The organism is Citrobacter sp. S-77, assembly GCF_963864895.1.
Lineage (GTDB): Bacteria > Pseudomonadota > Gammaproteobacteria > Enterobacterales > Enterobacteriaceae > Citrobacter > Citrobacter murliniae.
In genome coordinates this window covers 148,988-174,439 of sequence record NZ_CAWLWU010000002.1, presented here as the reverse complement: position 1 = coordinate 174,439, position 25,452 = coordinate 148,988, and the positions used below count along the sequence as shown (strand labels likewise).

Genomic DNA, 25,452 nt, shown 5'->3' with positions numbered 1-25,452 from the left:
AGCCTGCCCTATTAGGCTCTAAGCCCTGGCTTACAGGAAAAGATTACTCATCAATACGCGGGTGCTGCTGTACCAGTCGCGAACGCTTGACCTGCAATTCAGCAATTTCCTGATCGATATCTTCAATCTTCTGCTCGATGTTATCGTAGTGCTCACCGAGGATTTCTTTCGCTTCCTGTATATCCGAAGCCGCAGGGGTCGCTCCTTTCAGTGGCTGATTAGCGGTCTCTTTCATGGTCACACCGGTAATTAAACCCACCACCGCAATCACCATCAGATAGTAAGCAGGCATCATCAGATTCTGCGAACTTTCCACCAGCCAGGCGGCCAGCGTTGGGGTCAAACCGGCAATCAATACCGAAATATTAAACGCCGCAGCCAGCGCACTGTAACGAATGTGCGTCGGGAACATCGCCGGTAACGATGATGCCATTACCCCGGTAAAGCAGTTGAGGATCACCGCCAGCATCAATAAACCAGCGAAAATCAGGCCGATAATGTTGCTGTTAATCAAAATGAATGCCGGGATCGCCAGCACAAACAGCGCAATACTGCCCATAATAATAAACGGACGACGCCCGAAACGGTCGCTGAGCAGCCCCATCACCGGTTGTACAAACAGCATCCCGATCATGATGGCGATAATAATCAGCACACCGTGATCTTCAGAATAATGCAGGTTATGCGACAGGTAGCTCGGCATATAAGTGAGCAGCATGTAATAGGTGACGTTTGTCGCAATCACCAGACCAGTACACGCCAGCAGGCTACGCCAGTGCTTGGTCGCAATTTCCTTAAAGGAGACTTTCGGCCCTTCCTGCAAACCCTGACGGTCGCCCTGCTCCAGCTTATCAACGTGCTGTTGAAACGCCGGAGTCTCTTCCAAAGCGTGACGCAGATACAGACCAATCAACCCTAACGGCAACGCGAGGAAGAACGGAATACGCCAGCCCCAGTCAAGGAAATTCTCCTCACCGACGACGGTGGAGATCAACACCACGACGCCCGCACCCAGCACAAATCCCGCGATGGAGCCGAAATCCAGCCAGCTCCCCATAAACCCACGCTTACGGTCGGGAGAGTATTCCGCGACGAAAATTGATGCGCCGGTGTACTCCCCACCCACTGAGAAGCCCTGCGCCATCTTACACAGCAGCAGCAGTATTGGCGCCCAGATACCAATGGAGGCATACGAAGGGATAAGTCCGATACAGAACGTACTTATCGACATAATCACAATCGTGATAGCAAGTATCTTCTGGCGACCATATTTATCGCCGAGCATACCGAAGAACAATCCGCCAAGCGGTCGAATCAGAAAGGGAACGGAGAAGGTGGCAAGTGCAGCAACCATCTGCACGCTGGGGTCAGCCCCCGGGAAAAACACTTTACCTAATGCGTAAGCTACAAACCCATAAACACCAAAATCAAACCACTCCATTGCATTACCTAACGACGCAGCGGTAATGGCTTTTCGCAGTTTACCGTCATCGATAATGGTGACGTCGCGAAGCGTGATAGGTTTTATTTTTTTCCTTTTTAGCATACCTGTCCTCTTAGACTTAGCCCTGTCGCGCACAGAACGAATCACTCAACGCAGCATGCGCTAAGGTCATCGGCCTTGCGGGGAATGCACTGGCGCAATCCCTGTAACAAGCGTAGCAGGTTTACTTACACTGACCTGAAGTGTGCAGTACAACCGAACCTGTTGACGCCTGATTGGGCGGTTAATGACCTCTTTACCCTAACAGCGTTTAAATTTGTGATCAACTTCACACATAGTTTTTCATTTCGTCAACATGCGTAAATAAGGTCATTCTTAGTCAGCTTTTTTACATAAAGTCGTTGCGATTTATTGGCAATTATCTACAAGAGAATCACCCTGTCGCACCAACAATCACCGCAGTCATTATTATTCTGCTAGCGAAAAAAACATCTAATCCCTTCACAAAAAATTCACAGATTTTTTAATAGCCGGAAGCTTTAGGAATTTTTGCTCGGAATATGTGATGAAGATAACTAAAACACCGTTTTATTTTGATTGAATCATCGTTCTCATGAATGCACACTAATTCCAGACGCAATATCCCTGGGAGCAGTTAGATGCTCAACGTATGCCGCGTTAGATTTTATAAAACAAAGAGATAGCCGTTTTCTTTGTTGTTATTTTTAAGTAACCATTTGAATTTAAATAATTTTTAATTTCTTGCGCGTTTGATACCAGCGACAAGACATGAGGACGTTTATGAAAATTAAAGCCACGATTGAACGCATCCCCGGCGGAATGATGTTGATTCCACTGTTATTAGGCGCAGTATTAAATACGTTAGCTCCCGATACCGGTGCTTATTTCGGTTCATTTACAAAAGGAATGATCAGCGGCACCGTTCCGATTCTGGCTGTGTGGTTTTTTTGTATTGGCGCATCTATTGATTTACGCGCAACCGGAACGGTATTACGCAAATCCGGTACGCTGGTATTAACCAAAATAGCCGTGGCCTGGGCAGTGGCAATGATTGCCGCTTCATTTATCCCTGACACAGGTATTCAAACTGGTTTCTTTGCGGGTCTTTCCGTTCTGGCGATTGTCTCGGCAATGGACATGACCAACGGTGGTCTGTACGCCAGCCTGATGAATCAGTACGGTACTAAAGAAGAGTCCGGCGCATTCGTTCTGATGTCACTGGAGTCTGGCCCGTTAATGACTATGGTTATCCTGGGTTCTGCAGGCCTCGCTTCCTTCGAACCGCACCATTTCGTCGGTGCAGTCTTACCGTTCCTGATTGGCTTTGCGCTGGGTAACCTGGATCACGACCTGCGTTCCTTCTTCAGCAAAGCGACGCCGGTGCTGATTCCGTTCTTCGGCTTCGCGCTGGGTAACACCATTAACCTGAGCGTCATTGTTGATACCGGTCTGCTGGGTATCCTGCTGGGTGTCGCGGTAATCGTTATTACTGGTATCCCGCTGATTATTGCCGACCGTGTCATTGGCGGAGGGAACGGTACTGCGGGCGTTGCAGCCTCTTCTGCGGCAGGTGCTGCGGTGGCAAATCCGGTGATCATCGCTCAGATTAACCCGGCATTTGAACCCGTTGCCGCCTCAGCGACGGCATTGGTTGCCGCCAGCGTTATTGTCACTGCGATTCTGGTACCAATTATCACCGCGCTGTACGCCAAACGTTTTAACAAACAGCCGGTCGTCACAGAGACTGCGGCCACACCAGCGGATTCTCTGCACCACTAAGTTTGCCCCAACGTACTCACCGTCCCCTCTCAACCCATGAGAGAGGACGGTGCAAAAATCTCTTCAACCATCGCATCAACTAACCGCTTTGCCGAACACAGCCTCGGCATTCCCAACGCCACATTTTGCCAACGCTGCGTTACCGACCAGCTCACCGGATGCCGCTCTGCATCACACCAGTCACCAAGCCAGCTCAGCATATCGTTGTGTTCACTTGATCCGCCGACAGCAGGTGTACTGAGCCATTGGTGATAATAATGACGCGTAGTAGGTGCAGCATTTACGCTATGTGCCAGCGCCTGGGTAGCCATCGTGCGCAGATTGTCTTTTAGCATCGATACCACATCGGCATTCCCCAGCCGACAGGCATCTCCAAAGGCTCCCCAACGTAGCTCCTCCAGCGCGATGAAGCAGCGCCCCGGCAATGACCAGCCGTCATAAGCGCCAGCACGCCAGCGAGTAAAAATTTGTTCGCTATGTTCACCTGCCTGGACAGTCAGCCCTCGTTGGACAAGCGCCTTCTTTTTATAAGCGCTGCGTTGTGTAAACCAGTCGGAGAGTGCGCTTATCTGCAGCATTACGCCCTGGGTGGCCTGACCGCGCGGATTTTCCATTTGATGCATAAACAACAGTCGTTCAGCAATACGCATCAGCGCCAGATGCCCCGGATCGATCATTCCCGCCAGTTTCTCCACCAGCTTAAGACGCATAACCAGGTGCTCGCTGGACACTCCCGCCATAACCCACGCCCGAAGCTGAGTCTGGGATAACACTTCTTGCGTCAGGCGCGCGCGCAGTCGCTTCTGCTGTTGCAGAAAACCGCCGGAACGTTTGGTTTCATCTCCCTGAACCAGATCGACCATAAACTTCGGGTAGACACACTCCAGCGTCCGCCCTGGGCCTTCCAGTAACACGTTAGTCATGTATGCTCTACTGCAAAAAGGGTGTGAATATCGTCACGTAGCAAGCGAGAATCTTCATAAATCCATGCCGCAGTCGCAATACGATGCTGTAATTGCTCACTCAGGGCATTCACTGCAGATTCATTTTGCTGACGCAGGGCCAAACTCTCACGCAGGCTCGCCTGTAATTGCGTCAGGCTCAGTGAAAAATCGGCAAAAAACGTTGCCATACCTGCCGTAACGGAAATATCGACCTGCGCCACTAAAGCTTTACGGATTTGTTGGCAAAACAGGGTGACGTACTGCACCAGGCTCTTGTGCAGTACGCTCATATCAATCAGGTAACGCGTTTTGGTTTCAACGTAATCATTCCATCCCCAGTTTGGCTGGTTCAGCCAGCGGGAGAAGGTGTCCCGCACGCCTCCCACCGTGGAGGTGGTATTTTCCGACGGCATATCCTGTTCAATGGCTTCGTTAAACAACTGGCGAGTATTGAAGTTGAACATCGCCGCATGAAATGCCGGAAAACGGATCCGCGCACGAAATCCGGTATGGCTCAGTTCCTCTTTCACCCGCAGCTCAATTGGCCTCATGGCCTCGTTTAACGTCCGCGACAGCGTCGACTCCAGTTGCTCAAAACGCAACGCCAAATCGCGACTGATATTCTCCTGCGCTGCCAGCAGGACGACTTCACAGGACGACCGAATTTTATCTAATACAATCTTCGCTTGCCCTTCGTCATGCAGCACCAGCATTTCACCCGCCATTTCCGCCGCTGCAATGGACGCTCCCATACCGTGTTGTGAAATCCTCAACACGTTTTCTTTTGCAAAGAACGCATTAATTCTAAAAAGAATATCGGCTTGCTGTTGATTGAGAAACGCCGTGGCAGATTCCAGCGCCAGCTCAACCTCGTGGTTAACTTCATCACTCACCCGCTCCTGGCTCACCTGAAGCTGCTGCATATCTTCTTCAATATGGCTGACATTCAGCTGCAGCTTTTCATACGCTACTGTTAAGCCGTGATAGCGAAACTCCAGGTATTCATGCGCGCTTTGCGCATAGTTCAATAACTTATGTGACGCAGAGCGTAGTGCATAGAGCGAAGCATTAGCGTAGGCAGCATGGATCAATTTTTGAATCGGCTGCTCAAACAATGAATCTTCCCAAAGCAAATCGGCGGCATGCCTAATATGCTCCGTATCATCAAGATCGGTGGTTCGCCAGCGCCTGCCGAGCGCCGCTTCGGCAAAATCCTGTACCCAGCGTTGTTTATGGTGATCCGGCAACCGCCCGTTAGTCGTCAACTCATGACGCGCCCTGTTCGCCAGATATCCCCACATTGAAGAAACCGGATAAATACGTTCAGGTGTAATAGCGCCTTTCATCAAGGTACCGGAAATCAACGCCCGCACCTGCTCTTCATCATCACTATTGCGGTCTTTCTGATCGAATTTATTCACCAGAGCGTACAACGGCACCGACTTTCCAACCGCTGTAATGGCCTGACGGACTTCCTCATCCGAAATAGATTTCAGTTGGGTATAATCCATCACCGCCAGCACCGCTGAAGCCCGCGCCAGCTGTTCATTAAGCATCTTTTGTAAGTGCGGCTGCCCCGCCTCATTTGGCCCCGGCGTATCCAGCAGGGTCAATTGCCCCGGATAGCTCGCCAGCCCGGCCAAATGCACAAACTCAACTTCAATAACCGGAATATGCTCAATCGCTGCGTAAGCGGAAAAAGGAAAATCGACCTCCAGCGCTTTTGACAGACGCACAAGATCGTTCAGACTTTTGAGACAGTGGAAAATAGGTTCTGCGCCAAGATAATACCGTTCAAATGCCACGCCGGTTTCAATACGCTGAAGCAGGGCATTCATATCCTTATCAATTTCCAGCGTCTGAGTCAGAAGCTGGCGATCGCACTCCCGCACGCGCTGCTGTAATAAATTCATCAAGGCATCAATCGGTGCAACATGAGAAAAATGCAGCACCGGCTCTTTCTGACCTGGCGTATGGCGGATAAGCGTCGGCAGCGCCGTCATCGGGCGATTACGATTAGGCAGAACCTCCGTACCCACAATCGCGTTTATTGTCGTCGATTTACCCGCCTTCATGGTGCCGACAATAGCCAGCACCATCTCCAGACGCGTTATCTTTCGCAGCTCATTGTTGAGCGTTGCCTGCTGGACATCCATGCCACGCGCACTGAAATGCAGGGGCTGTACCTGTCCGCTATGCTCTCCTTCTTTCTGCGTGACGTTATCCAACGATGTCGCGGGCAATTTTTGTAATTGCTTGAGATGTTCCTGAGAGAGCATCAGCAAGCGTTCAGCTTCCTGACTTAATTCATATATTGTCTGTGTGTACATGGAAAATTTTTCCTTAACGCAAATAGCAGTGCTTTTATTTAGCCAAATCGTTTTATTTATAGACTTTTGGCTTTTATAATTACGTGTGGAAATAATTAAAAATCAAAACAACCAATTGATATTTTTAATATAGAATTCAATGTATAACCGTTGGCCTGAGGCCTCTCACTTACTGTATTAAGTAAGAAAGATAAAGAGAGTAGTTCAGTTTTAAAAAATGCCAGCTTAATTCCCCTACCTAAATTAAGGGGTCGTGAAGCATTCACATACAATGGCTAAGTGATACTGAAAGTCGTGTGACCTATGAATATCAGGTGGTTTGCCTCACCTTATCTTAAATAACAAAGCGTAGCAATTTCCCTTAAAAAATATTCAGTCCGGATTTCAGGTACTGGAAAGCAAAGGTATTGTGGTGTTTAACTGCAGCCTGCCATTTTTCTTAATCGGACAGTAGTCCCGACAAAAGCAGGGATTTTATGTATAATTGCGGCCTTTTTCGGCAATCTGCCATTTTTGGGCGCTTTTGCCCCTGCTGACTTTTGAGGAAATCTACATGTCATTACCACACTGCCCACAATGCAACTCCGAATACACTTACGAAGATAACGGCATGTTCATTTGCCCGGAATGCGCCCACGAATGGAACGATGCTGAACCGGCTCAGGACAGCGACGAACTGATCGTGAAAGACGCTAACGGCAACCTGCTGGCCGACGGCGACAGCGTTACCGTCGTGAAAGATCTGAAGGTAAAAGGTAGCTCTTCAATGCTGAAGATTGGGACCAAAGTGAAAAACATCCGTCTGGTTGAAGGCGACCACAACATTGATTGCAAGATCGATGGATTTGGCCCAATGAAACTGAAATCCGAGTTCGTGAAAAAGAACTAATGATTATGCCCGGTGGCGCTTCGCTTACCGGGCTTACGCTAACTACACTTAACTGGCTTCTTTTACTGAGGTAAAAATTATGCCATTAAGTCCCTACATCTCTTTTGCCGGCAATTGCGCCGACGCCATCGCATACTACCAACAGACATTGGGCGCAGAGCTGCTCTACAAAATCAACTTTGGTGAAATGCCCAAATCGGCACAGGACAGCGAAGAGGGTTGCCCTTCAGGTATGAAATTCCCCGATACTGCAATAGCCCACGCTAATCTGCGTATCGCGGGCAGCGATATCATGATGAGTGATGCTGTTTCATCAGGAAACGCACATTATTCCGGTTTCACGCTGGTTCTTGATACGCAACATGTCGACGAAGGGAAGCGCTGGTTTGACAAACTTGCCGCCAAAGGCCAAATCGAAATGGACTGGCAGGAAACCTTCTGGGCGCACGGATTCGGTAAAGTCACCGATCAATACGGTGTGCCATGGATGATTAACGTCGTGAAGCAACCGCAGCCAACCGAGTAACCTGACGGGAGGCTCGCCCTCCCGTACTGTCATCAAATCTCGCTCAACTCTTCATCGCCAGGTAACCTTCCTTTAACGAAAATGTCACATTAATCCGCCACGATGGGGCCACTTTTTTAGGGAGGCCGCATCATGCAAACGATTATTCGCGTCGAAAAACTCTCCAAATCCTTCAATCAACATCAGGCGCTAAACGCGGTTGATCTCAATATCGGTGCCGGTGAGATGGTCGCTCTGCTTGGGCCGTCTGGCTCCGGCAAATCCACCCTTTTACGCCATTTAAGCGGTTTGATTACTGGTGATAAATCACCAGGCAGTCACGTCGAACTGTTAGGTCGCACCGTACAGCGTGAAGGCCGGCTGGCGCGCGACATTCGCAAAAGCCGCGCTCACACCGGCTACATCTTCCAGCAGTTCAATCTGGTGAACCGTCTGACCGTGCTGGAGAACGTGCTGATTGGTGCGCTCGGCAGCACACCGTTCTGGCGCACTTGTTTTAGCTGGTTTACGTCAGAACAGAAACAACGTGCGTTACAGGCGCTAACCCGCGTTGGCATGGCGCACTTTGCATATCAGCGCGTTTCCACGCTTTCAGGCGGGCAGCAGCAACGCGTCGCCATCGCCCGCGCGCTGATGCAGCAGGCAAAAGTGATCCTCGCCGATGAGCCGATTGCCTCGCTGGACCCGGAATCTGCGCGCATCGTGATGGACACCCTGCGCGACATTAACCAGACCGACGGTATCACCGTGGTTGTCACGCTGCATCAGGTGGATTACGCCCTGCGTTACTGCGAACGCATTGTCGCACTGCGTCAGGGGAACGTCTTCTTTGATGGCAGCAGCCAACACTTCGATAACGATCGATTTGATCATCTCTACCGCAGCATGAACCGCGTCGAACAGAACGCGCAGGCTGCTTAATTGAACTGAAAAGGCCAGGCTGACAAGTGAAATAGCCTGGAACAATGACTCGTTGAGGAAAAAACATGAGCTATAAGGCCGTTGCCGCGCTGGCGTTCACCAGCATGTTCAGCATCAGTACCTTGTTAAGCCCGGCGCATGCCGAAGAGCAGGAAAAAGCGCTGAACTTTGGCATTATTTCGACTGAATCACAGCAAAACCTGAAGCCACAGTGGGAACCGTTCCTGAAGGACATGGAAAAATCACTGGGCGTAAAAGTGAACGCCTTCTTTGCCCCGGACTATGCCGGGATCATCCAGGGAATGCGTTTTAACAAAGTCGATATCGCCTGGTACGGCAACCTCTCCGCCATGGAAGCGGTGGACCGCGCCAACGGACAGGTCTTTGCACAGACCGTCGCCGCAGATGGATCGCCGGGTTACTGGAGCGTGCTGATCGTTAACAAAGACAGCCCGATCAACAACCTGAACGAACTGATCGCCAAACGCAAAGATCTGACTTTCGGCAACGGCGATCCTAACTCCACTTCAGGCTTCCTTGTTCCTGGTTACTACGTCTTCGCCAAAAACAATATTTCTGCCAGCGACTTCAAACGCACGGTTAACGCCGGGCACGAAACTAACGCCCTGGCGGTCGCCAACAAGCAGGTGGATGTGGCAACCAACAACACCGAAAACCTCGACAAACTGAAAACCTCCGCGCCAGACAAACTAAAAGAACTGAAGGTGATCTGGAAGTCACCGCTGATCCCGGGCGATCCGATCGTCTGGCGTAAGAACCTCTCCGAAAACACCAAGGACAAGGTGTACGACTTCTTTATGAACTACGGCAAAACACCAGAAGAGAAAGCCACTCTGGAACGTCTGGGCTGGGCGCCATTCCGCGCCTCCAGCGATCTGCAACTGGTGCCGATTCGTCAGTTGGCGTTGTTTAAAGAGATGCAGGGCGTGAAGGACAACAAAGGGCTGAATGCAGAAGAGAAAACCAGCAAAACCTCAGCGCTGAAAGCACAGCTCGACGACCTCGACCGCCTGACTGCTGCACTGGGTGCGATGACCAGCGTCACCAAAGCGGTGCAGTAACGGATTGCCCGGTGGCGCGATGCTTACCGGGCCTACGAACGTAGGCCGGATCAGGCAAAGCCGCCATCCGGCAATACAGAATAACGGAGCCAAATATGCAAACCATCACCGTCGCCCCACCCAAGCGCAGCTGGTTCTCGCTACTGAGCTGGGCCATCCTTCTCGCCGTGCTGGTTGTCTCGTGGAAAGGTGCCGAAATGGCCCCGCTCACGCTGATCGAGGATTCTGGCAATATGGCGACTTTCGCCGCCGACTTCTTCCCGCCGGACTTCAGCCAGTGGCGGGACTATTTGGGCGAAATGGCCGTCACTCTGCAAATCGCCGTCTGGGGTACCGCCCTCGCTGTTGTTTTATCGATTCCTTTTGGCCTGATGTGCGCCGATAACCTCGTGCCGTGGTGGATTTACCAGCCGATGCGAAGGGCGATGGACGCCTGTCGCGCCATCAACGAAATGGTCTTCGCCATGCTGTTTGTCGTCGCCGTCGGCCTGGGTCCTTTTGCAGGCGTCATGGCGCTGTTCATCCATACCACCGGGGTGCTCTCCAAGCTGCTTTCCGAAGCAGTAGAAGCCATTGAACCCGGTCCGGTAGAAGGGATTCGCGCTACCGGTGCTAACAAGATTGAAGAGATCCTCTACGGCGTTCTGCCGCAGGTCATGCCGCTACTCATCTCCTACTCGCTGTACCGTTTTGAGTCCAACGTCCGCTCCGCCACGGTGGTTGGGATGGTCGGCGCAGGCGGGATCGGCGTAACGCTATGGGAGGCGATTCGCGGCTTTCAGTTCCAGCAAACCTGCGCCCTGATGGTGTTAATCATCGTCACCGTCAGCCTGCTGGATTTCCTCTCCCAGCGTTTACGTAAGCACTTTATCTGATTAGCGAGGCATTGATTGCTATGCACTTGTCTACACATCCGACCAGTTATCCGACGCGTTATCAGGAGATTGCCGCGAGACTTGAGCAGGAGCTTCGTCAACATTATCGCTGCGGCGACTACCTTCCCGCGGAGCATCAGCTTGCCGCGCGCTACGAGGTGAACCGCCATACATTGCGCCGTGCCATCGACCAACTGGTTGAACGCGGCTGGGTGCAGCGTCGCCAGGGCGTGGGCGTACTGGTGCTGATGCGCCCGTTCGATTACCCACTCAATGCTCAGGCGCGCTTCAGCCAGAACCTGCTGGACCAGGGTAGCCACCCTACCAGCGAAAAACTGCTGGCGGTGCTGCGCCCGGCGTCCAGCCACATTGCCGACGCATTGAGCGTCAAAGAGGGCGACAACGTCATTCATCTGCGCACCCTGCGCCGGGTGAACGGTATCGCTCTGTGTCAGATTGACCACTACTTTTCCGACCTCACCCTCTGGCCGCTGTTGCAGGGCTTTAACAGCGGCTCATTGCACGACTATCTGCGCGAGCAATCTGGTCTGACATTACAGCGCACGCAGACGCGTATCAGCGCCCGCCGCGCGCAGGCCAAAGAGAGCAAGATACTGGAAATCCCCAACATGGCGCCGCTGCTGTGCGTGCGTACCCTGAACCACCGTGATGGCGAAGAGCATGCAGCGGAATACTCCGTCAGCCTGACCCGCGCCGACATGATCGAATTCACCATGGAGCACTGACTGAATGCACGTCGATATCGCCACCCGCCAGCACTGGATGCGCGTGCTGGCTTACAGCAACGCTGAAACCCTGAATGCGCGTCTGCAGGCACTGAAGCTGACGCCGGAATATGAACTGATCCGCGCACCAGAAACCGGACTGATGCAGATTCAGGCCCGTATGGGCGGCACCGGCAACCGTTTCTTTGCTGGCGACACCACGCTCACCCGCGCAGTAGTACGCCTTAAAAGCGGCACGCTGGGCTACAGCTACCTGCTCGGACGTAATAAACACCATGCTGAGCAGTGCGCCGTCATTGACGCACTGCTCCAGGAACAGACGCATTTCCAGAGCCTAATGGAAACCCTTATTACCCCGCTGGAAGCGGAACGCGATGCACTGATTAGCGCTCGCCGTGCCGAAGTTAACGCCAGCCGGGTCGACTTCTTCACGCTGGTACGCGGAGATAACGCATGACCTTACAAACAGCCTTTAACCTACCCGTCCAGGACGCGCAACAAAGCTTTCGTCGTCTGCTGAAAGCAATGAGCGAACCGGGGGTGATTGTCGCCTTGCATCAACTGAAACACGGTTGGCAGCCGCTGAATCTCGCGACCACCAGCGTGTTACTGACACTGGTCGATGGCGACACACCGGTCTGGCTGGCACCTTCCATGAATAATGACATTGCCAGCCAGAACCTGCGTTTTCACACTAACGCGTCGCTGGTGGATCAGCCGCAACTGGCGGCATTTGCCGTTGCCGACGAACGCATCAGCAGCGAACAACTGAACGCACTCTCCTCCGGCTCCGCCGTTGCGCCAGAGACCAGTGCCACCCTGATTGTGCAGGTCGCAGGTTTAAGCGGTGGCCGAATGCTGCGCCTGACGGGTGCGGGCATTGCAGAAGAACGGATGATTGCGCCACAACTGCCTGAATGCATTATTCATGAACTCACCGAACGCCCGCACCCGTTCCCGTTGGGAGTCGATCTGATCCTGACCTGCGGCGAGCGGTTGCTGGCTATTCCGCGAACCACCCATGTGGAGGTGTGCTGATGTACGTCGCCGTCAAAGGGGGTGAAAAGGCGATAGCCAACGCCCACGCACTGCAAGAAAACCGACGCCGGGGCGATGATGACATTGCCGAACTGAGCGTGACGCAAATCGAACAGCAGATGAACCTGGCGGTCGATCGCGTGATGACTGAAGGCGGGATTGCTGACCGTGAACTGGCCGCGCTGGCACTGAAACAAGCCAGTGGTGATAACGTCGAAGCCATCTTTCTGCTGCGCGCCTACCGCACAACGCTGGCAAAGCTGGCGGTGAGCGAGCCGCTAAACAGTGCAAAGATGCGCCTGGAACGCCGTATCTCCGCCGTCTACAAGGACATTCCCGGTGGACAGCTGTTAGGCCCTACTTACGACTACACCCACCGCCTGCTGGATTTTACCCTGCTGGCCAATGGCGAAACGCCGCCACTGCGAACCGCTGATAGCGCACAGGAGGCCTCCCCACACGTCTTCTCTCTGCTGGCAAACCAGGGACTGGCAAAGCGTGAAGAAGATAACGGGGCAACGCCCGATGACATCACCCGCACACCGCCAGTTTACCCCTGCTCACGCGCCTCACGCCTGCAACAGCTAATGCGTGGTGATGAAGGTTATCTGCTGGCACTCGCCTACTCCACTCAACGCGGTTACGGGCGTAACCATCCGTTTGCGGCAGAGATCCGCAGCGGCTATGTGGAACTGGAAACTGTACCGGAAGAGCTGGGATTTGCGGTCAATGTCGGCGAACTGTTGATGACCGAATGCGAAATGGTCAACGGTTTTGTCGCGCCAGAGAACGAAGCGCCCCATTTTACCCGCGGTTACGGGCTGGTGTTCGGCATGAGTGAACGTAAAGCGATGGCAATGGCACTGGTGGACAGAGCCCTACAGGCACCCGAATACGATGAAACGGTCACGGGACCCGCGCAGGACGAAGAGTTCGTGCTGGCGCATGCGGATAACGTCGAGGCGGCGGGTTTTGTTTCGCACCTCAAGCTCCCCCATTACGTCGATTTCCAGGCCGAGCTGGAACTGCTCAAACGTCTGCAACAGGAGGCCTCTCGTGACCACTAACCTCTCCGGTTACAACTTTGCTTATCTTGATGAGCAGACCAAACGCATGATCCGCCGCGCCATTTTGAAAGCGGTCGCCATTCCCGGCTATCAGGTGCCGTTCGGCGGCCGTGAAATGCCGATGCCCTACGGCTGGGGAACTGGTGGTATTCAACTGACTGCCAGCGTGATTGGCGAGCCGGATGTGCTGAAGGTGATTGACCAAGGTGCAGATGACACTACCAACGCCGTGTCGATCCGCAACTTCTTCAAACGCATTACTGGGGTAAATACCACTGAGCGAACAGAAGACGCCACGCTGATCCAGACTCGTCATCGGATCCCGGAAACACCCCTGACTGAAGATCAGATCCTGATCTTTCAGGTACCAATCCCGGAGCCGCTGCGCTTTATCGAACCTCGCGAAACGGAAACCCGCACCATGCACGCGCTGGAAGAGTACGGCGTGATGCAGGTGAAGCTGTATGAAGATATCGCCCGCTTCGGCCATATCGCCACCACTTATGCCTATCCGGTGAAGGTTAACGGGCGCTACGTGATGGACCCATCACCCATTCCAAAATTCGACAACCCGAAGATGGATATGATGCCAGCCCTGCAACTGTTTGGCGCAGGCCGTGAAAAACGGATCTACGCCGTTCCGCCCTATACAAGGGTGGAAAGCCTCGATTTTGACGATCACCCGTTCACGGTGCAGAGCTGGGATGAGCCCTGCGCCATCTGCGGTTCAACCCACAGTTATCTCGACGAAGTGGTGCTCGATGACACCGGCAAACGGATGTTTGTCTGCTCCGACACCGATTACTGCCGCCAACAGAGTGAGGCTCTCAGCAAATGACGCAACCGCTGCTTTCGGTCAACAACCTGACCCACCTCTACGCGCCGGGCAAGGGCTTCAGCGATGTCTCTTTCGACCTGTGGCCTGGCGAAGTGCTGGGCATCGTCGGCGAGTCCGGCTCCGGCAAAACTACGCTGCTGAAATCGATCTCCTCACGTCTGACGCCGCAGAGCGGTGAGATTTTGTATCAGAACCATTCGCTGTACGGCATGAGTGAAGCCGACCGCCGGCGCCTGCTGCGTACCGAATGGGGCGTGGTGCATCAGCATCCAATGGACGGTCTGCGCCGCCAGGTTTCGGCGGGTGGCAATATCGGCGAACGCCTGATGGCTACCGGCGCGCGCCATTATGGTGACATCCGAGCCACCGCGATGCGCTGGCTGGAGGAGGTCGAAATCCCCGCCTCACGTATTGACGACCTGCCGACCACCTTTTCCGGCGGCATGCAGCAACGTTTACAGATCGCCCGTAACCTCGTCACCCATCCCAAACTGGTGTTTATGGATGAACCCACCGGCGGGCTGGACGTCTCGGTACAGGCCAAACTGCTGGACCTGCTACGCGGCCTGGTGGTGGAACTGGATCTGGCGGTGGTGATTGTCACCCATGATTTAGGCGTGGCGCGTCTGCTGGCAGACCATTTGCTGGTGATGAAGCAAGGTCAGGTGGTGGAAAGTGGATTAACTGACCGCGTGCTCGATGATCCACATCACCCCTATACCCAACTGCTGGTGTCGTCCGTATTGCAGAATTAAGAGGCCAACATGATTCGCGTTGAAAATGTCAGTAAGACTTTTGTACTCCACCAGCAAAACGGTGTACGTCTGCCGGTGCTGCAAAACGCCACTCTGGAAGTTAAAAACGGGGAATGCGTGGTACTGCACGGCCATTCCGGTAGCGGAAAATCAACGCTGCTGCGCTCGCTGTACGCCAACTATCTGCCGGATGAAGGGCACATCCACATTCGCCACAGTGATGAATGGGTGGACCTGGTGCAAGCCCCGGCACGCAAAGTGCTGGAAGTGCGCCGCGCAACCATCGGCTGGGTGAGCCAGTTTCTGCGTGTGATCCCAAGGATTTCCGCGCTGGATGTCGTAATGCAGCCTCTGCTTGATCTGGGGGTTTCTCGCGAGGAATGCGCTGCCAAAGCGGCGAATCTGCTCACTCGCCTGAATGTCCCGGAGCGGCTGTGGCATCTTGCACCGTCGACGTTTTCCGGCGGTGAACAGCAGCGCGTCAACATTGCTCGCGGGTTTATCGTTGATTACCCCATTCTGCTGCTCGATGAGCCCACTGCCTCACTGGATGCCAAAAACAGCGCCGCCGTCGTCGCACTGATTGAAGAAGCGAAAGCCCGCGGCGCGGCAATTGTCGGCATTTTTCACGATCAAACCGTGCGCGACCGCGTAGCGGATCGCCTGCACCTGATGGGAACAACAGCATGATTATCAACAATGTAAAGCTGGTGCTGGAAAATGAAGTGGTGCAGGGATCGCTGGAAATACAGGACGGGGTTATCCGCGCTGTTGCCGAAGGCCAGAGCCGTCTTCCGCAAGCGCTGGACGGTGAAGGCGGCTGGCTGTTGCCGGGGCTGATCGAACTGCATACCGATAATCTGGATAAATTCTTCACCCCCCGCCCGAAGGTGGACTGGCCCGCCCATTCGGCAATGAGCAGCCACGACGCGCTGATGGTCGCCAGTGGCATCACGACCGTGCTGGATGCCGTTGCCATTGGCGATGTGCGTGACGGCGGCGACCGTCTGGAAAACCTGGAGAAGATGATTAACGCAGTGGAAGAGACACAAAAACGCGGGGTCAATCGCGCTGAACACCGCCTGCATTTGCGCTGTGAGTTGCCGCATCACACCACCCTGCCGCTGTTTGAAAAGCTGGTCGGTCGCGAACCGGTAACTCTGGTTTCGCTGATGGACCACTCGCCGGGTCAGCGTCAATTTGCCAACCGCGAGAAGTACCGCGAGTATTATCAGGGCAAATATTCACTCACCGATGCGCAGATGGCCCTTTATGAAGAGGAACAAGTGGCACTGGCGGCACGCTGGTCGCAGCCCAACCGCTCAGCCATTGCGCAGATGTGCCGCGAACGTCAGATTGCGCTGGCAAGCCACGATGACGCGACGCATGAACATGTGCTGGAATCGCATCAGCTTGGCAGCGTTATTGCCGAATTTCCCACCACGTTTGAGGCCGCAGAAGCCTCACGCCAGCATGGTATGAATGTGCTGATGGGAGCGCCAAACATCGTGCGCGGTGGTTCCCACTCTGGCAACGTGGCGGCACATAAGCTGGCAGAATTAGGCCTGCTGGATATCCTCTCTTCTGATTACTACCCCGCCAGCCTGCTCGATGCAGCCTTTCGTGTTGCCGATGACGAAGCCAACCGCTTTACGCTATCGCAGGCAATCCGGCTGGTCACCCGCAACCCGGCACAAGCGCTGAATCTCAACGATCGTGGCGTTATTGCTGAAGGTAAGCGTGCGGATCTGGTGCTGGCACACCGTAAGGGCGATCACATCCATATCGATCACGTCTGGCGTCAGGGGAAAAGGGTGTTCTGACTATGGGAAAACTGATCTGGCTGATGGGGCCATCCGGCTCAGGTAAGGACAGTTTGCTGGCGGCACTCCGCCAGCAGGAACATACGCAGTTACTGGTGGCGCACCGCTACATTACCCGAGCCGCTAACGCCGGGAATGAAAATCATATCGCCCTCAGTGAACAAGAGTTTTTTACCCGCGCCGGGCAGAATCTGCTGGCGCTGAGCTGGCATGCCAACGGCCTATACTACGGCGTGGGCGTGGAGATCGACCTCTGGCTGCACGCCGGTTTCGATGTCGTCGTCAACGGATCGCGCGCCCATCTGGCACAGGCGCAAACGCGCTATGGCACCTCGCTTTTGCCCATTTGCTTACAAGTTTCTCCTGAGATTTTGCGCCAGCGCCTGCAGATGCGCGGGCGGGAGAGCGCAATGGAAATCGCCGCCCGCCTCGAACGCGCAGCACGCTACACGCCGTTTGACTGCCATGTCCTCAATAACGATGGAAGTTTGCTACAGTCAGTCGATACATTGCTCACACTGATGGGACGCAAGGAGAAGAAACATGTCTGTCTGTGAATTACGCCGCGCCACGCTGTACGATGTTGATGCGGTTTACGCGCTTATTTGCGAACTAAAGCAGGGCAAATTTGACCACCAGGCATTTAGCGCCGGGTATGCCGCAAATCTGCAGGACCACAATATGCGCTACCAACTGGCGCTATTGGACGGACAAGTCGTCGGGATGATTGGTCTGCACTTACAGTTTCACCTGCACCACACCAACTGGATCGGTGAAATTCAGGAATTAGTTGTAATGCCACAGGCGCGAGGGCTAAAAGTAGGCAGTCAACTGCTGGCCTGGGCTGAAGCGACAGCACGTGAGGCTGGCGCAGAAATGACCGAGCTTTCCACCAGTGTTCAACGCCACGACGCACACCGTTTTTATCTGCGTGAAGGCTATGTACAAAGCCATTACCGCTTCACCAAGCCGTTGTAGGGAGAGCTATGAGTCTGACCATCACGCTGACGGGAACGGGCGGTGCCCAGTTAGTACCGGTTTTTGGCTGCGACTGTGCAGCCTGCCAACGGGCACGTATACAGACACAATACCGTCGTCGCCCCTGTAGCGGGGTGGTCAGGTTCAATGATTCGGTGACGCTGCTGGACGCGGGGATCCCACACCTGATGGATGACTGGCCCGCAGGCAGTTTCCGGCAATTTCTGCTCACCCATTACCATATGGATCATGTACAGGGGCTGTTTACGCTGCGCTGGGGTGTAGGCAAGACCATCCCGGTGTACGGACCGCCGGATAAACAGGGCTGTGACGATCTGTTTAAGCATCCCGGCATTCTCGATTTTAGCCATACGGTCGAACCGTTTGTGGTCTTTGATCTCCAGGGCTTACAGGTTACTCCATTGCCGCTTAACCACTCAAAACTGACGTTTGGTTATCTGCTGGAAACCGCGCACAGTCGCCTGGCGTGGCTCTCCGACACCGCCGGACTACCTGACAAGACGCTGAAATTCCTGATCAACAATCAACCTCAGGCAATCGTCATCGATTGTAGCCATGCCCCGCGCACCGAACCGCCGCGTAATCATTGCGATCTCAACACCGTAATGGCACTCAATGAGCTGATTCGCTGCCCGAGGGTGATCCTGACTCACATCAGCCACCAGTTCGACGCATGGATGATGGAAAATCCATTACCAAAAGGGATTGAGGCCGGATATGACGGGATGGAGATTGTGCTGGATTAGCCCACTTCACGCGCGCTTCACACTCCAGGCCTATGCTCCCTGCACATTGTTCAATTTGAAGGGAATCGCATGACCCGAACACGACGTATCATCCACCACGCCAGTTGGTTCACGCTGCTGGGGCCGTTTATCGGCATGCTGTTAACCATTATCGGTCTGATGTGCATAACGTCTGATTCAGCCATGCGCCTGCTGGCCGACATTCTGCACATGTTTTCGCTGTTTATTACGCTGACATGGATAATCGGTGCGATTCCCGCGCTACTGACGGGAATCATCGTCGCGAAAAAAGGTGAATGGGGCGTTAACGCTCGTAGTCTTCTTCCATTCTGCGCTCTTCATCTTCAAGCTGACGCCGTTCCTGATCGAGCTGACGCTGGCGGTCGTCTAACTGACGACGACGGTCTTCAAACTGGCGACGGCGGTTATCATACTGCCTGCGACGATCGTCGCTCATCTGGCGCTGCCAGCTTTCATCACGAGAATCGTCGTAATCCCGATTATTTTCAGGTTTATAGGCATCGCTGACGGCACGTTGAATATTGCCGATGGCGTCATCGATAATATCCGCCTGTGCCGAAATGGTGGTCAGCATCAGTAGACTGAATAAAAAGAGTGTCGTGGAGCGTTTCATAAAACCAGCCCTGAAGAGAAACTCGCTCCACGGTAATCAAAGCACTGTCACACAAGTAGCGGAGGATTCTCAATTCCGTGGGTGGCGTAGCACCTGCGCCAGTTCGCTACGGGTAAAAGGTTTACGCAATAACGCTACTTCCGGTAGCGCTGGGTTGTGCGCCGGGCGTAAATCCTGGCCGCTGATCAGCAGGATGGTCAACTGCGGATAATGCTTCAGCGCGTGGTTAACCACATCCACCCCGCTTAAGCCACCAGGTAACATTAAATCACTGATAAGAATATCAATCTCAGATGACGACGCCAGCATATGCATCGCCTGTTCGCCGTTGGACGCCTCCAGCGTCAGATAGCCCAGCAGGTGTAGCTGCTCGCACAACGTCTGGCGCACGTCGGCCTCATCTTCGAGTACCAGAACCAGTTTTTCGCCGCGGGTTGTGGCGTGTTCCGTTATCGGTTCCACCTGAATCTGCACCGGCACAATCGCGCGAGGAAGCTGTAACCTGACGGTAGTTCCCTGCCCTGGCGCGCTTTCAATCTCGACGCGACCGCCGGACTGGCGCACAAATCCGTATACCATCGACAACCCCAGCCCGCTGCCGCTGCCGGTCTGTTTGGTAGTGAAAAACGGTTCAAAGACCTGTGCTTTGATCTCCTGCGACATGCCGCTACCCTGGTCGGCAACCTCCAGCATCACCATGTCCTGCCTGCGTCCATCGCTGCGCGTCACCCGCTGATTCCAGCTACGAATTTTAATCGTGCCCGCCTGCCCTTCCATCGCATCACGGGCGTTCATGACCAGATTAATGATGGCATTTTCCAGTTGGCTGACGTCAATCCACGCCGGCCAGGCGGGCGTCTGGGCTTCAATCTCCAGCGTCAGCGTGGCGGGTAACGAGTGGCGCATCAACTCACCCAGATTCTCCAGCAACGTTTTCAGCTCTACCGCATGCGGATGCAAAGATTGTTTACGCGAAAAGGCTAATAGCCGTTGGGTGAGTAGTGCGCCGCGCTCCGCCGCTTTGAGCGCCCGGTTGATACGCGGCGCATCGGGAGAATCCGGATTAACCAGATCCAGACTGCCGATAATCACCGCCAGCAGGTTATTGAAATCATGCGCTAACCCGCCGGTCAGTTGCCCCACCGCCTTCAGCTTTTGGCTGTGCAACAGTGCTTCTTCAAGGCCCTGACGTTCGGTTCGATCGATTTCCATTTGCGTGGTTTTTTCTTTCAGCAACCGGGTGGTGTGCTCAAGCGAAGCCGTGTTACGCGCAAAAACGCTAAAAGCACGCGCCAGCTCTCCCAGCTCATCGCGCCGTTGCAGGGCAGGAACACTAACGTCTGATTCACCATGCGCCAGCCGGGTCATCGCACGCGAGATAGCCGTCAGGTTGGAGCCAAGATTACGGTAGATATACCAGCCGGCAAAGCCCGTGATCACCACCGCCAGCAGCGCAAAGATCATGATAAACAGCACGCCGGACTGCAATTCATGATGGCTCTGTGCCACCCGCTGTTCAGAGATAATCGCCACCTGTGAGACATACTGGTTGATATCACTGTTGAGGATCGCTACCAGCGCTTTGATATGGAACATATACCAGTTGATCGCCAGATCGCTCTGTTCCAGCGCTGACGAAAGCGGTTCAAGCTTATGTAGCTCCTGATTGAAGTCGTTGAGAATACGGTTAATCAACAGGCTGGCATTGTGCAGTGGCAACGCAGGCATTACATCGTCCAGCTGTTTGATCACCGATCGCGGCGTTGGCGTTTCGATAGCGGCGACGATCAAGCGATCCATTTGCCCCAGCAGCACGTCATCCTGCCCATCGGTGAGTTTTTGCAGATGGCGTAAGTAACTTTGATTCTGGTACAACGAACTGAGCAATGCGTTACGTTCCAGATGTCGTAACTGACCGCGCTGTAACATGCCTTCCACACTGCTTTGCAACTCATTGCTGCGTTGAATAATTCGTCCAACCAACTCCGGTTCCTGCTGTGCCAGCGGTGCGCTGGCCAGTTGTTCCAGCGAATGTTTTAGCGCCCGCTGGGTCTCCTGTAACCGCTCCGCTTCACCTTTGTATTCCAGCGCCCCCACCACTTGCGAGAGCCGCACCGCCGCCGTTGCCACGTTTGCTGTATCGCGCGCCAGATTCATGCTACCGGTCATATCGTCTACGGTTTGCTGTTGCACCTGTTCCTGAATCTGACTGGCATGCTGAAAACCCAGCACCGCAACGCCACTCACCATCAGCGTGACCGCGACCACCAGCAGGTTAAAGAACAGCAGTCGCCCACGCGCACTGGCGAAAAAGTGACGTCCGGGTTGCGGCATATCACGCTCCATGAAGAAAAATCGCAATATGACAAATATGAACGGCTTCTGACATTTTGCATTTACATTCCTGTGATGGACTGCTGATATCGGCCACCCCGCAGGAGATCCGTTATGAGCAAGACACCGGTTCTGGAAATGCGCAATATTGCCAAAGCATTTGGCAAATTTTATGCGCTGAAAGGGGTCGATTTGACGGTCTGGACCGGTGAGATCCACGCGCTGATGGGCGAAAACGGCGCGGGAAAAAGCACCCTGATGAAGATCCTTGCTGGCGCCTATACCGCCACCAGTGGTGAGATCCTGATTGACGGTCAGCCTTTTCATATTCGTGGGCCAAAGGATGCGCTTAGTGCAGGCATTACGTTGATTTATCAGGAGATGCAGCTCGCACCGAATCTTACAGTAGCGGAAAATATCTTCCTCGGCAGCGAGCTGTCGCGTGGTGGCCTGGTCCAGCGTAAAGAGATGGTGATGCAGGCGCAAAAGGTCATCGACCGGCTTGGCGCGCAGTTTAAGGCCAGCGATCGCGTGATGACACTCACTATCGCCGAACAGCAGCAGGTGGAAATCGCCCGCGCTCTGCACCGTAACAGCCGCATCCTGGTAATGGATGAACCCACCGCCGCACTCTCCTCCCGTGAAACCCACCGCCTGTTTGAGCTGATCATGCGTCTGCGTGATGAAGGCATGGCGATTATCTACATCAGCCACCGTATGGCAGAAGTCTACGAACTGTCGGATCGCGTCAGCGTATTACGCGACGGGCAGTACGTCGGCAGTCTGACCCGCGACAAGCTCAACGCCTCCGAACTGGTACGTATGATGGTGGGCCGCCCTTTAAGCGATCTGTTCAACAAAGAACGCGATATCCCATTAGGCAAAGCGCGTCTGAATGTCCATCACCTGACTGATGGCAACAAAGTCCAGCCATGCAGTTTACTGGTACGTTCCGGGGAGATCGTTGGCCTGGCTGGGCTGGTCGGAGCCGGGCGTTCCGAACTGGCGCAACTCATATTTGGCGTACGTAAAGCGATCAGCGGCATGATTGAAGTGGACGGTGAGCCGGTGGTGATCCACTCCCCGCGCGAAGCCATTGACCACGGTATCGGTTTTCTTACCGAAAATCGCAAAGAACAGGGGCTGTTTTTAGAGCTGGCGGCGGCAGAGAACATCACCATGGCAACCCTGGAACGTGATGCAAACTGGGGCATGCTCAACCGCAAAAAGGCACAGACCATTTCTGATGACGCCATCCAGTTGCTCAATATCCGCGTCCCACATGCTCAGGTTCGCGCAGGCGGTCTGTCTGGCGGTAACCAGCAAAAATTACTGATCTCACGCTGGGTAGCGATTGGCCCACGCATTTTGATCCTTGATGAACCGACCCGTGGTGTGGACGTCGGAGCAAAAAGCGAGATCTACCGGATCATGAACGATATGGCGCGCAAAGGCGTGGCGATCCTGATGATCTCCAGCGAACTGCCGGAAGTCGTCGGCATGAGCGATCGGGTGTATGTGATGCGCGAAGGCAGTATTGCCGGAGAGCTGAACGGACAAAGCATTACTCAGGAAAACATTATGACGCTGGCGACCGGCGTGAACGACTCCCATCATCAGGCGGTGCACCATGACTAATCCAACCACTCCCCAGCAGGTGGCAAAATCGGCCTCCGCAAAAAAAATGCTGATGAGCGATCTGATGCAAACGGTCGGCATTTTACCCATTTTGATCCTGATTGTGGCGGTATTTGGTTTTATCGCCCCAAACTTTTTTACTGAGAGCAACCTGCTCAATATTACCCGTCAGGCATCGATTAACATCGTACTGGCTGCCGGAATGACCTTCATCATTCTGACCGGCGGGATCGATCTCTCCGTGGGCTCCATTCTTGGTACTACCGCAGTCGCGGCGATGGTCGTTTCTCTTATTCCTGAACTGTCCATGCTGTCGATTCCGGCTGCGCTGATGCTCGGTCTGGTTCTGGGGTTGTTTAACGGCGCGCTGGTCGCCTTTGCCGGATTGCCACCGTTTATCGTTACGCTTGGGACCTACACGGCACTACGCGGTGCGGCCTATCTGCTGGCAGACGGGACGACAGTAATTAACTCCAACATTAGCTTTGAGTGGATCGGCAACAACTATCTCGGGCCGATTCCGTGGCTGGTGGTCATTGCCCTGGCGGTGATTGTCGTGTGTTGGTTTATTCTGCGCCGCACCACACTGGGCGTTCATATCTACGCAGTCGGCGGCAACATGCAGGCGGCACGGTTAACCGGCATCAAAGTGTGGCTGGTGCTGCTGTTCGTCTACGGCATGAGCGGTCTGCTTTCGGGTCTTGGCGGGGTGATGAGCGCCTCACGACTGTACAGCGCCAACGGCAACTTAGGCATGGGCTATGAGCTGGACGCCATCGCGGCGGTGATCCTCGGCGGCACCAGTTTTGTCGGCGGAATTGGCACCATCACCGGCACGCTGGTTGGGGCGCTTATTATCGCGACGCTCAATAACGGAATGACGCTGATGGGCGTTTCCTATTTCTGGCAACTGGTGATCAAAGGGGCGGTGATCATCATAGCGGTGCTAATCGACAAATACCGTACCCGACACCATCAAAGTGCATAAGCCAACTTGCCGGATGGCGGCGCAATTGCCTTATCCGGCTTATAACAACAATACCCTACGTGAGGAAACGAGTATGCGTTTGAAGCCATTAGTGACTGCGCTCTGTGCTGGCGCACTGCTTGCTGCTACGCCTTATGTGCAGGCAAAAGAACTGAAATCAATCGGCGTAACGGTGGGCGATCTTGCCAACCCGTTCTTCGTACAGATAACCAAAGGTGCGGAGCTGGAAGCGCGCAAACTGGCGGGTGATGGTGTCAAAGTAACGCTGGTTTCCAGCGGCTACGATCTGGGGCAGCAGGTGTCTCAGATCGACAACTTTATTGCCGCCAAAGTTGACATGATTATTCTTAACGCTGCCGATTCCAAAGGCATCGGACCGGCGGTCAAGCGGGCAAAAGATGCGGGGATCGTCGTGGTCGCTGTTGACGTGGCGGCTGAAGGTGCAGATGCGACCATCACCTCCGATAACACCCAGGCAGGTGAAATGGCCTGTAAGTACATCACCGATCGCCTGAAAGGCAAAGGCAACGTCGTGATCATCAACGGGCCTCCGGTTTCCGCAGTACAGAACCGCGTGGAAGGCTGCCAGACCGAATTCAAACGCCACCCGGACATCAAGGTGCTTTCACATAACCAGAACGCCAAAGGCAGCCGTGAAGGTGGACTGGAGATCATGACTGCATTGCTGGCGGCCAATCCGAAGATCGACGGCGTATTCGCGATTAACGATCCCACGGCGATCGGCGCCGATCTGGCAGCAAAACAGGCGCAACGCAGTGAATTCTTTATTGTTGGTGTTGACGGATCTCCGGACGGAGAAGAAGCACTGAAGCGTGAGAATTCACTGTTTGTGGCGACCCCGGCACAAGATCCGCAAGTGATGGCTGCCAAGGCGGTAGAAATCGGCTATGACATATTACAGGGGAAACCCGCGCCGAAAGAGCCTGTGCTGATCCCGGTGACGATGATCGATAAAAACAACGTCGGTAGCTATAAGGGTTGGACGGTGAAATAACCCCCCACCACGACACTGCC

General features: G+C 54.1%; 26 protein-coding genes. 20 read left to right on the top strand and 6 right to left on the bottom strand.

From position 1 onward, the window contains the following. Positions 1 to 43 precede the first annotated feature (43 nt). The gene (gene proP / locus AACS05_RS01535; RefSeq protein ID WP_045438776.1) at positions 44 to 1,546 is read right to left on the bottom strand and encodes a glycine betaine/L-proline transporter ProP; all 1,503 of its coding nucleotides are present in this window, start codon (positions 1,544 to 1,546) and stop codon (positions 44 to 46) included. A gap of 699 nt (positions 1,547 to 2,245) precedes the next feature. Here proP and kdgT point away from each other — a divergent pair. Beyond that, on the top strand, positions 2,246 to 3,244 hold the full coding sequence (gene kdgT, locus AACS05_RS01530) for a 2-keto-3-deoxygluconate transporter (protein WP_045438773.1): 999 nt from the start codon (positions 2,246 to 2,248) through the stop codon (positions 3,242 to 3,244). A 29-nt stretch (positions 3,245 to 3,273) separates the two neighbouring features. On the opposite strand, the gene AACS05_RS01525 is transcribed toward kdgT, so the two are convergent. Both AACS05_RS01525 and crfC read right to left on the bottom strand, forming a co-directional pair. After that, a complete protein-coding gene (locus tag AACS05_RS01525) occupies positions 3,274 to 4,167 on the bottom strand; it encodes a diguanylate cyclase regulator RdcB family protein (protein ID WP_045438764.1) in 894 nt (297 codons plus the stop codon). Then, on the bottom strand, positions 4,164 to 6,518 hold the full coding sequence (gene crfC, locus AACS05_RS01520; protein ID WP_045438762.1) for a clamp-binding protein CrfC: 2,355 nt from the start codon (positions 6,516 to 6,518) through the stop codon (positions 4,164 to 4,166). The genes AACS05_RS01525 and crfC overlap by 4 nt, the downstream gene beginning before the upstream one ends. A gap of 553 nt (positions 6,519 to 7,071) precedes the next feature. Between crfC and AACS05_RS01515 the strand changes: the two genes are divergently transcribed. The 4 genes from AACS05_RS01515 (at position 7,072) to phnD (ending at position 9,936) form a co-directional block, all read left to right on the top strand. Next, positions 7,072 to 7,407 carry a zinc ribbon domain-containing protein YjdM gene (locus AACS05_RS01515; RefSeq protein ID WP_003031835.1) on the top strand — a complete coding sequence of 112 codons (336 nt, stop codon included), beginning with the start codon at positions 7,072 to 7,074 and terminating at the stop codon, positions 7,405 to 7,407. A 79-nt stretch (positions 7,408 to 7,486) separates the two neighbouring features. After that, entirely contained in the window at positions 7,487 to 7,933 is a 447-nt protein-coding gene (gene yjdN / locus AACS05_RS01510; RefSeq protein WP_045438759.1) for a VOC family metalloprotein YjdN, read from the top strand. A 132-nt stretch (positions 7,934 to 8,065) separates the two neighbouring features. After that, positions 8,066 to 8,854 (top strand): phosphonate ABC transporter ATP-binding protein, encoded by a 789-nt coding sequence (phnC, locus tag AACS05_RS01505; RefSeq protein WP_045438756.1) that lies wholly within the window; start codon positions 8,066 to 8,068, stop codon positions 8,852 to 8,854. 65 nt (positions 8,855 to 8,919) lie between these two features. Further along, complete coding sequence (gene phnD, locus AACS05_RS01500) at positions 8,920 to 9,936, top strand: phosphonate ABC transporter substrate-binding protein (RefSeq protein WP_045438745.1); 1,017 nt, start codon at positions 8,920 to 8,922, stop codon at positions 9,934 to 9,936. On the opposite strand, the gene AACS05_RS01495 is transcribed toward phnD, so the two are convergent. After that, positions 9,917 to 10,093 (bottom strand): hypothetical protein, encoded by a 177-nt coding sequence (locus AACS05_RS01495; RefSeq protein ID WP_190284583.1) that lies wholly within the window; start codon positions 10,091 to 10,093, stop codon positions 9,917 to 9,919. The genes phnD and AACS05_RS01495 overlap by 20 nt on opposite strands. Between AACS05_RS01495 and phnE the strand changes: the two genes are divergently transcribed. From phnE to phnP, 12 genes are read left to right on the top strand one after another with little or no spacing between them, the layout of a single operon-like run. Beyond that, the gene (gene phnE, locus AACS05_RS01490) at positions 10,032 to 10,811 is read left to right on the top strand and encodes a phosphonate ABC transporter, permease protein PhnE (protein ID WP_045438742.1); all 780 of its coding nucleotides are present in this window, start codon (positions 10,032 to 10,034) and stop codon (positions 10,809 to 10,811) included. The genes AACS05_RS01495 and phnE overlap by 62 nt on opposite strands. A 20-nt stretch (positions 10,812 to 10,831) precedes the next feature. Further along, a complete protein-coding gene (gene phnF / locus AACS05_RS01485; protein ID WP_045438740.1) occupies positions 10,832 to 11,557 on the top strand; it encodes a phosphonate metabolism transcriptional regulator PhnF in 726 nt (241 codons plus the stop codon). Positions 11,558 to 11,561: 4 nt separating this feature from the next. Beyond that, entirely contained in the window at positions 11,562 to 12,014 is a 453-nt protein-coding gene (gene phnG, locus AACS05_RS01480; RefSeq protein ID WP_045438737.1) for a phosphonate C-P lyase system protein PhnG, read from the top strand. After that, the gene (gene phnH, locus AACS05_RS01475; RefSeq protein WP_045438734.1) at positions 12,011 to 12,595 is read left to right on the top strand and encodes a phosphonate C-P lyase system protein PhnH; all 585 of its coding nucleotides are present in this window, start codon (positions 12,011 to 12,013) and stop codon (positions 12,593 to 12,595) included. The genes phnG and phnH overlap by 4 nt, the downstream gene beginning before the upstream one ends. After that, a complete protein-coding gene (locus tag AACS05_RS01470; protein ID WP_045438731.1) occupies positions 12,595 to 13,662 on the top strand; it encodes a carbon-phosphorus lyase complex subunit PhnI in 1,068 nt (355 codons plus the stop codon). The genes phnH and AACS05_RS01470 overlap by 1 nt, the downstream gene beginning before the upstream one ends. A gap of 46 nt (positions 13,663 to 13,708) precedes the next feature. Beyond that, entirely contained in the window at positions 13,709 to 14,500 is a 792-nt protein-coding gene (gene phnJ / locus AACS05_RS01465) for an alpha-D-ribose 1-methylphosphonate 5-phosphate C-P-lyase PhnJ (protein ID WP_231593097.1), read from the top strand. Further along, on the top strand, positions 14,497 to 15,255 hold the full coding sequence (phnK, locus tag AACS05_RS01460; protein WP_045438725.1) for a phosphonate C-P lyase system protein PhnK: 759 nt from the start codon (positions 14,497 to 14,499) through the stop codon (positions 15,253 to 15,255). Before phnJ ends, phnK begins: the two co-directional genes overlap by 4 nt. A 9-nt stretch (positions 15,256 to 15,264) precedes the next feature. After that, entirely contained in the window at positions 15,265 to 15,945 is a 681-nt protein-coding gene (gene phnL, locus AACS05_RS01455; protein WP_045438722.1) for a phosphonate C-P lyase system protein PhnL, read from the top strand. Continuing rightward, on the top strand, positions 15,942 to 17,078 hold the full coding sequence (phnM, locus tag AACS05_RS01450) for an alpha-D-ribose 1-methylphosphonate 5-triphosphate diphosphatase (protein ID WP_045438720.1): 1,137 nt from the start codon (positions 15,942 to 15,944) through the stop codon (positions 17,076 to 17,078). The genes phnL and phnM overlap by 4 nt, the downstream gene beginning before the upstream one ends. Positions 17,079 to 17,080: 2 nt before the next feature. Then, positions 17,081 to 17,635, top strand: a complete 555-nt coding sequence (gene phnN, locus AACS05_RS01445) for a ribose 1,5-bisphosphokinase (RefSeq protein WP_045438712.1) — start codon at positions 17,081 to 17,083, stop codon at positions 17,633 to 17,635. Further along, positions 17,622 to 18,056 carry an aminoalkylphosphonate N-acetyltransferase gene (gene phnO, locus AACS05_RS01440; protein WP_045438709.1) on the top strand — a complete coding sequence of 145 codons (435 nt, stop codon included), beginning with the start codon at positions 17,622 to 17,624 and terminating at the stop codon, positions 18,054 to 18,056. The genes phnN and phnO overlap by 14 nt, the downstream gene beginning before the upstream one ends. Positions 18,057 to 18,064: 8 nt before the next feature. Beyond that, positions 18,065 to 18,823, top strand: coding sequence for a phosphonate metabolism protein PhnP (phnP, locus tag AACS05_RS01435; protein WP_045438706.1), 759 nt, complete (start codon positions 18,065 to 18,067; stop codon positions 18,821 to 18,823). 304 nt (positions 18,824 to 19,127) lie between these two features. Here the strand turns inward: phnP and yjdP are convergent, their stop codons facing one another. Both yjdP and AACS05_RS01425 read right to left on the bottom strand, forming a co-directional pair. Then, positions 19,128 to 19,457: a DDRRRQL repeat protein YjdP gene (gene yjdP / locus AACS05_RS01430; protein WP_045438703.1), complete on the bottom strand. Its 330-nt coding sequence runs from the start codon at positions 19,455 to 19,457 to the stop codon at positions 19,128 to 19,130. 69 nt (positions 19,458 to 19,526) lie between these two features. After that, positions 19,527 to 21,791 (bottom strand): hybrid sensor histidine kinase/response regulator, encoded by a 2,265-nt coding sequence (locus AACS05_RS01425; protein ID WP_045438700.1) that lies wholly within the window; start codon positions 21,789 to 21,791, stop codon positions 19,527 to 19,529. 114 nt (positions 21,792 to 21,905) lie between these two features. Between AACS05_RS01425 and AACS05_RS01420 the strand changes: the two genes are divergently transcribed. From AACS05_RS01420 to AACS05_RS01410, 3 genes are all read left to right on the top strand, one after another. Continuing rightward, the gene (locus AACS05_RS01420; RefSeq protein ID WP_045438697.1) at positions 21,906 to 23,429 is read left to right on the top strand and encodes a sugar ABC transporter ATP-binding protein; all 1,524 of its coding nucleotides are present in this window, start codon (positions 21,906 to 21,908) and stop codon (positions 23,427 to 23,429) included. Further along, complete coding sequence (locus tag AACS05_RS01415) at positions 23,422 to 24,417, top strand: ABC transporter permease subunit (RefSeq protein WP_045438694.1); 996 nt, start codon at positions 23,422 to 23,424, stop codon at positions 24,415 to 24,417. Before AACS05_RS01420 ends, AACS05_RS01415 begins: the two co-directional genes overlap by 8 nt. A gap of 73 nt (positions 24,418 to 24,490) precedes the next feature. Continuing rightward, positions 24,491 to 25,432 carry an ABC transporter substrate-binding protein gene (locus tag AACS05_RS01410; protein WP_045438690.1) on the top strand — a complete coding sequence of 314 codons (942 nt, stop codon included), beginning with the start codon at positions 24,491 to 24,493 and terminating at the stop codon, positions 25,430 to 25,432. The last annotated feature ends 20 nt before the right edge of the window (positions 25,433 to 25,452 follow it).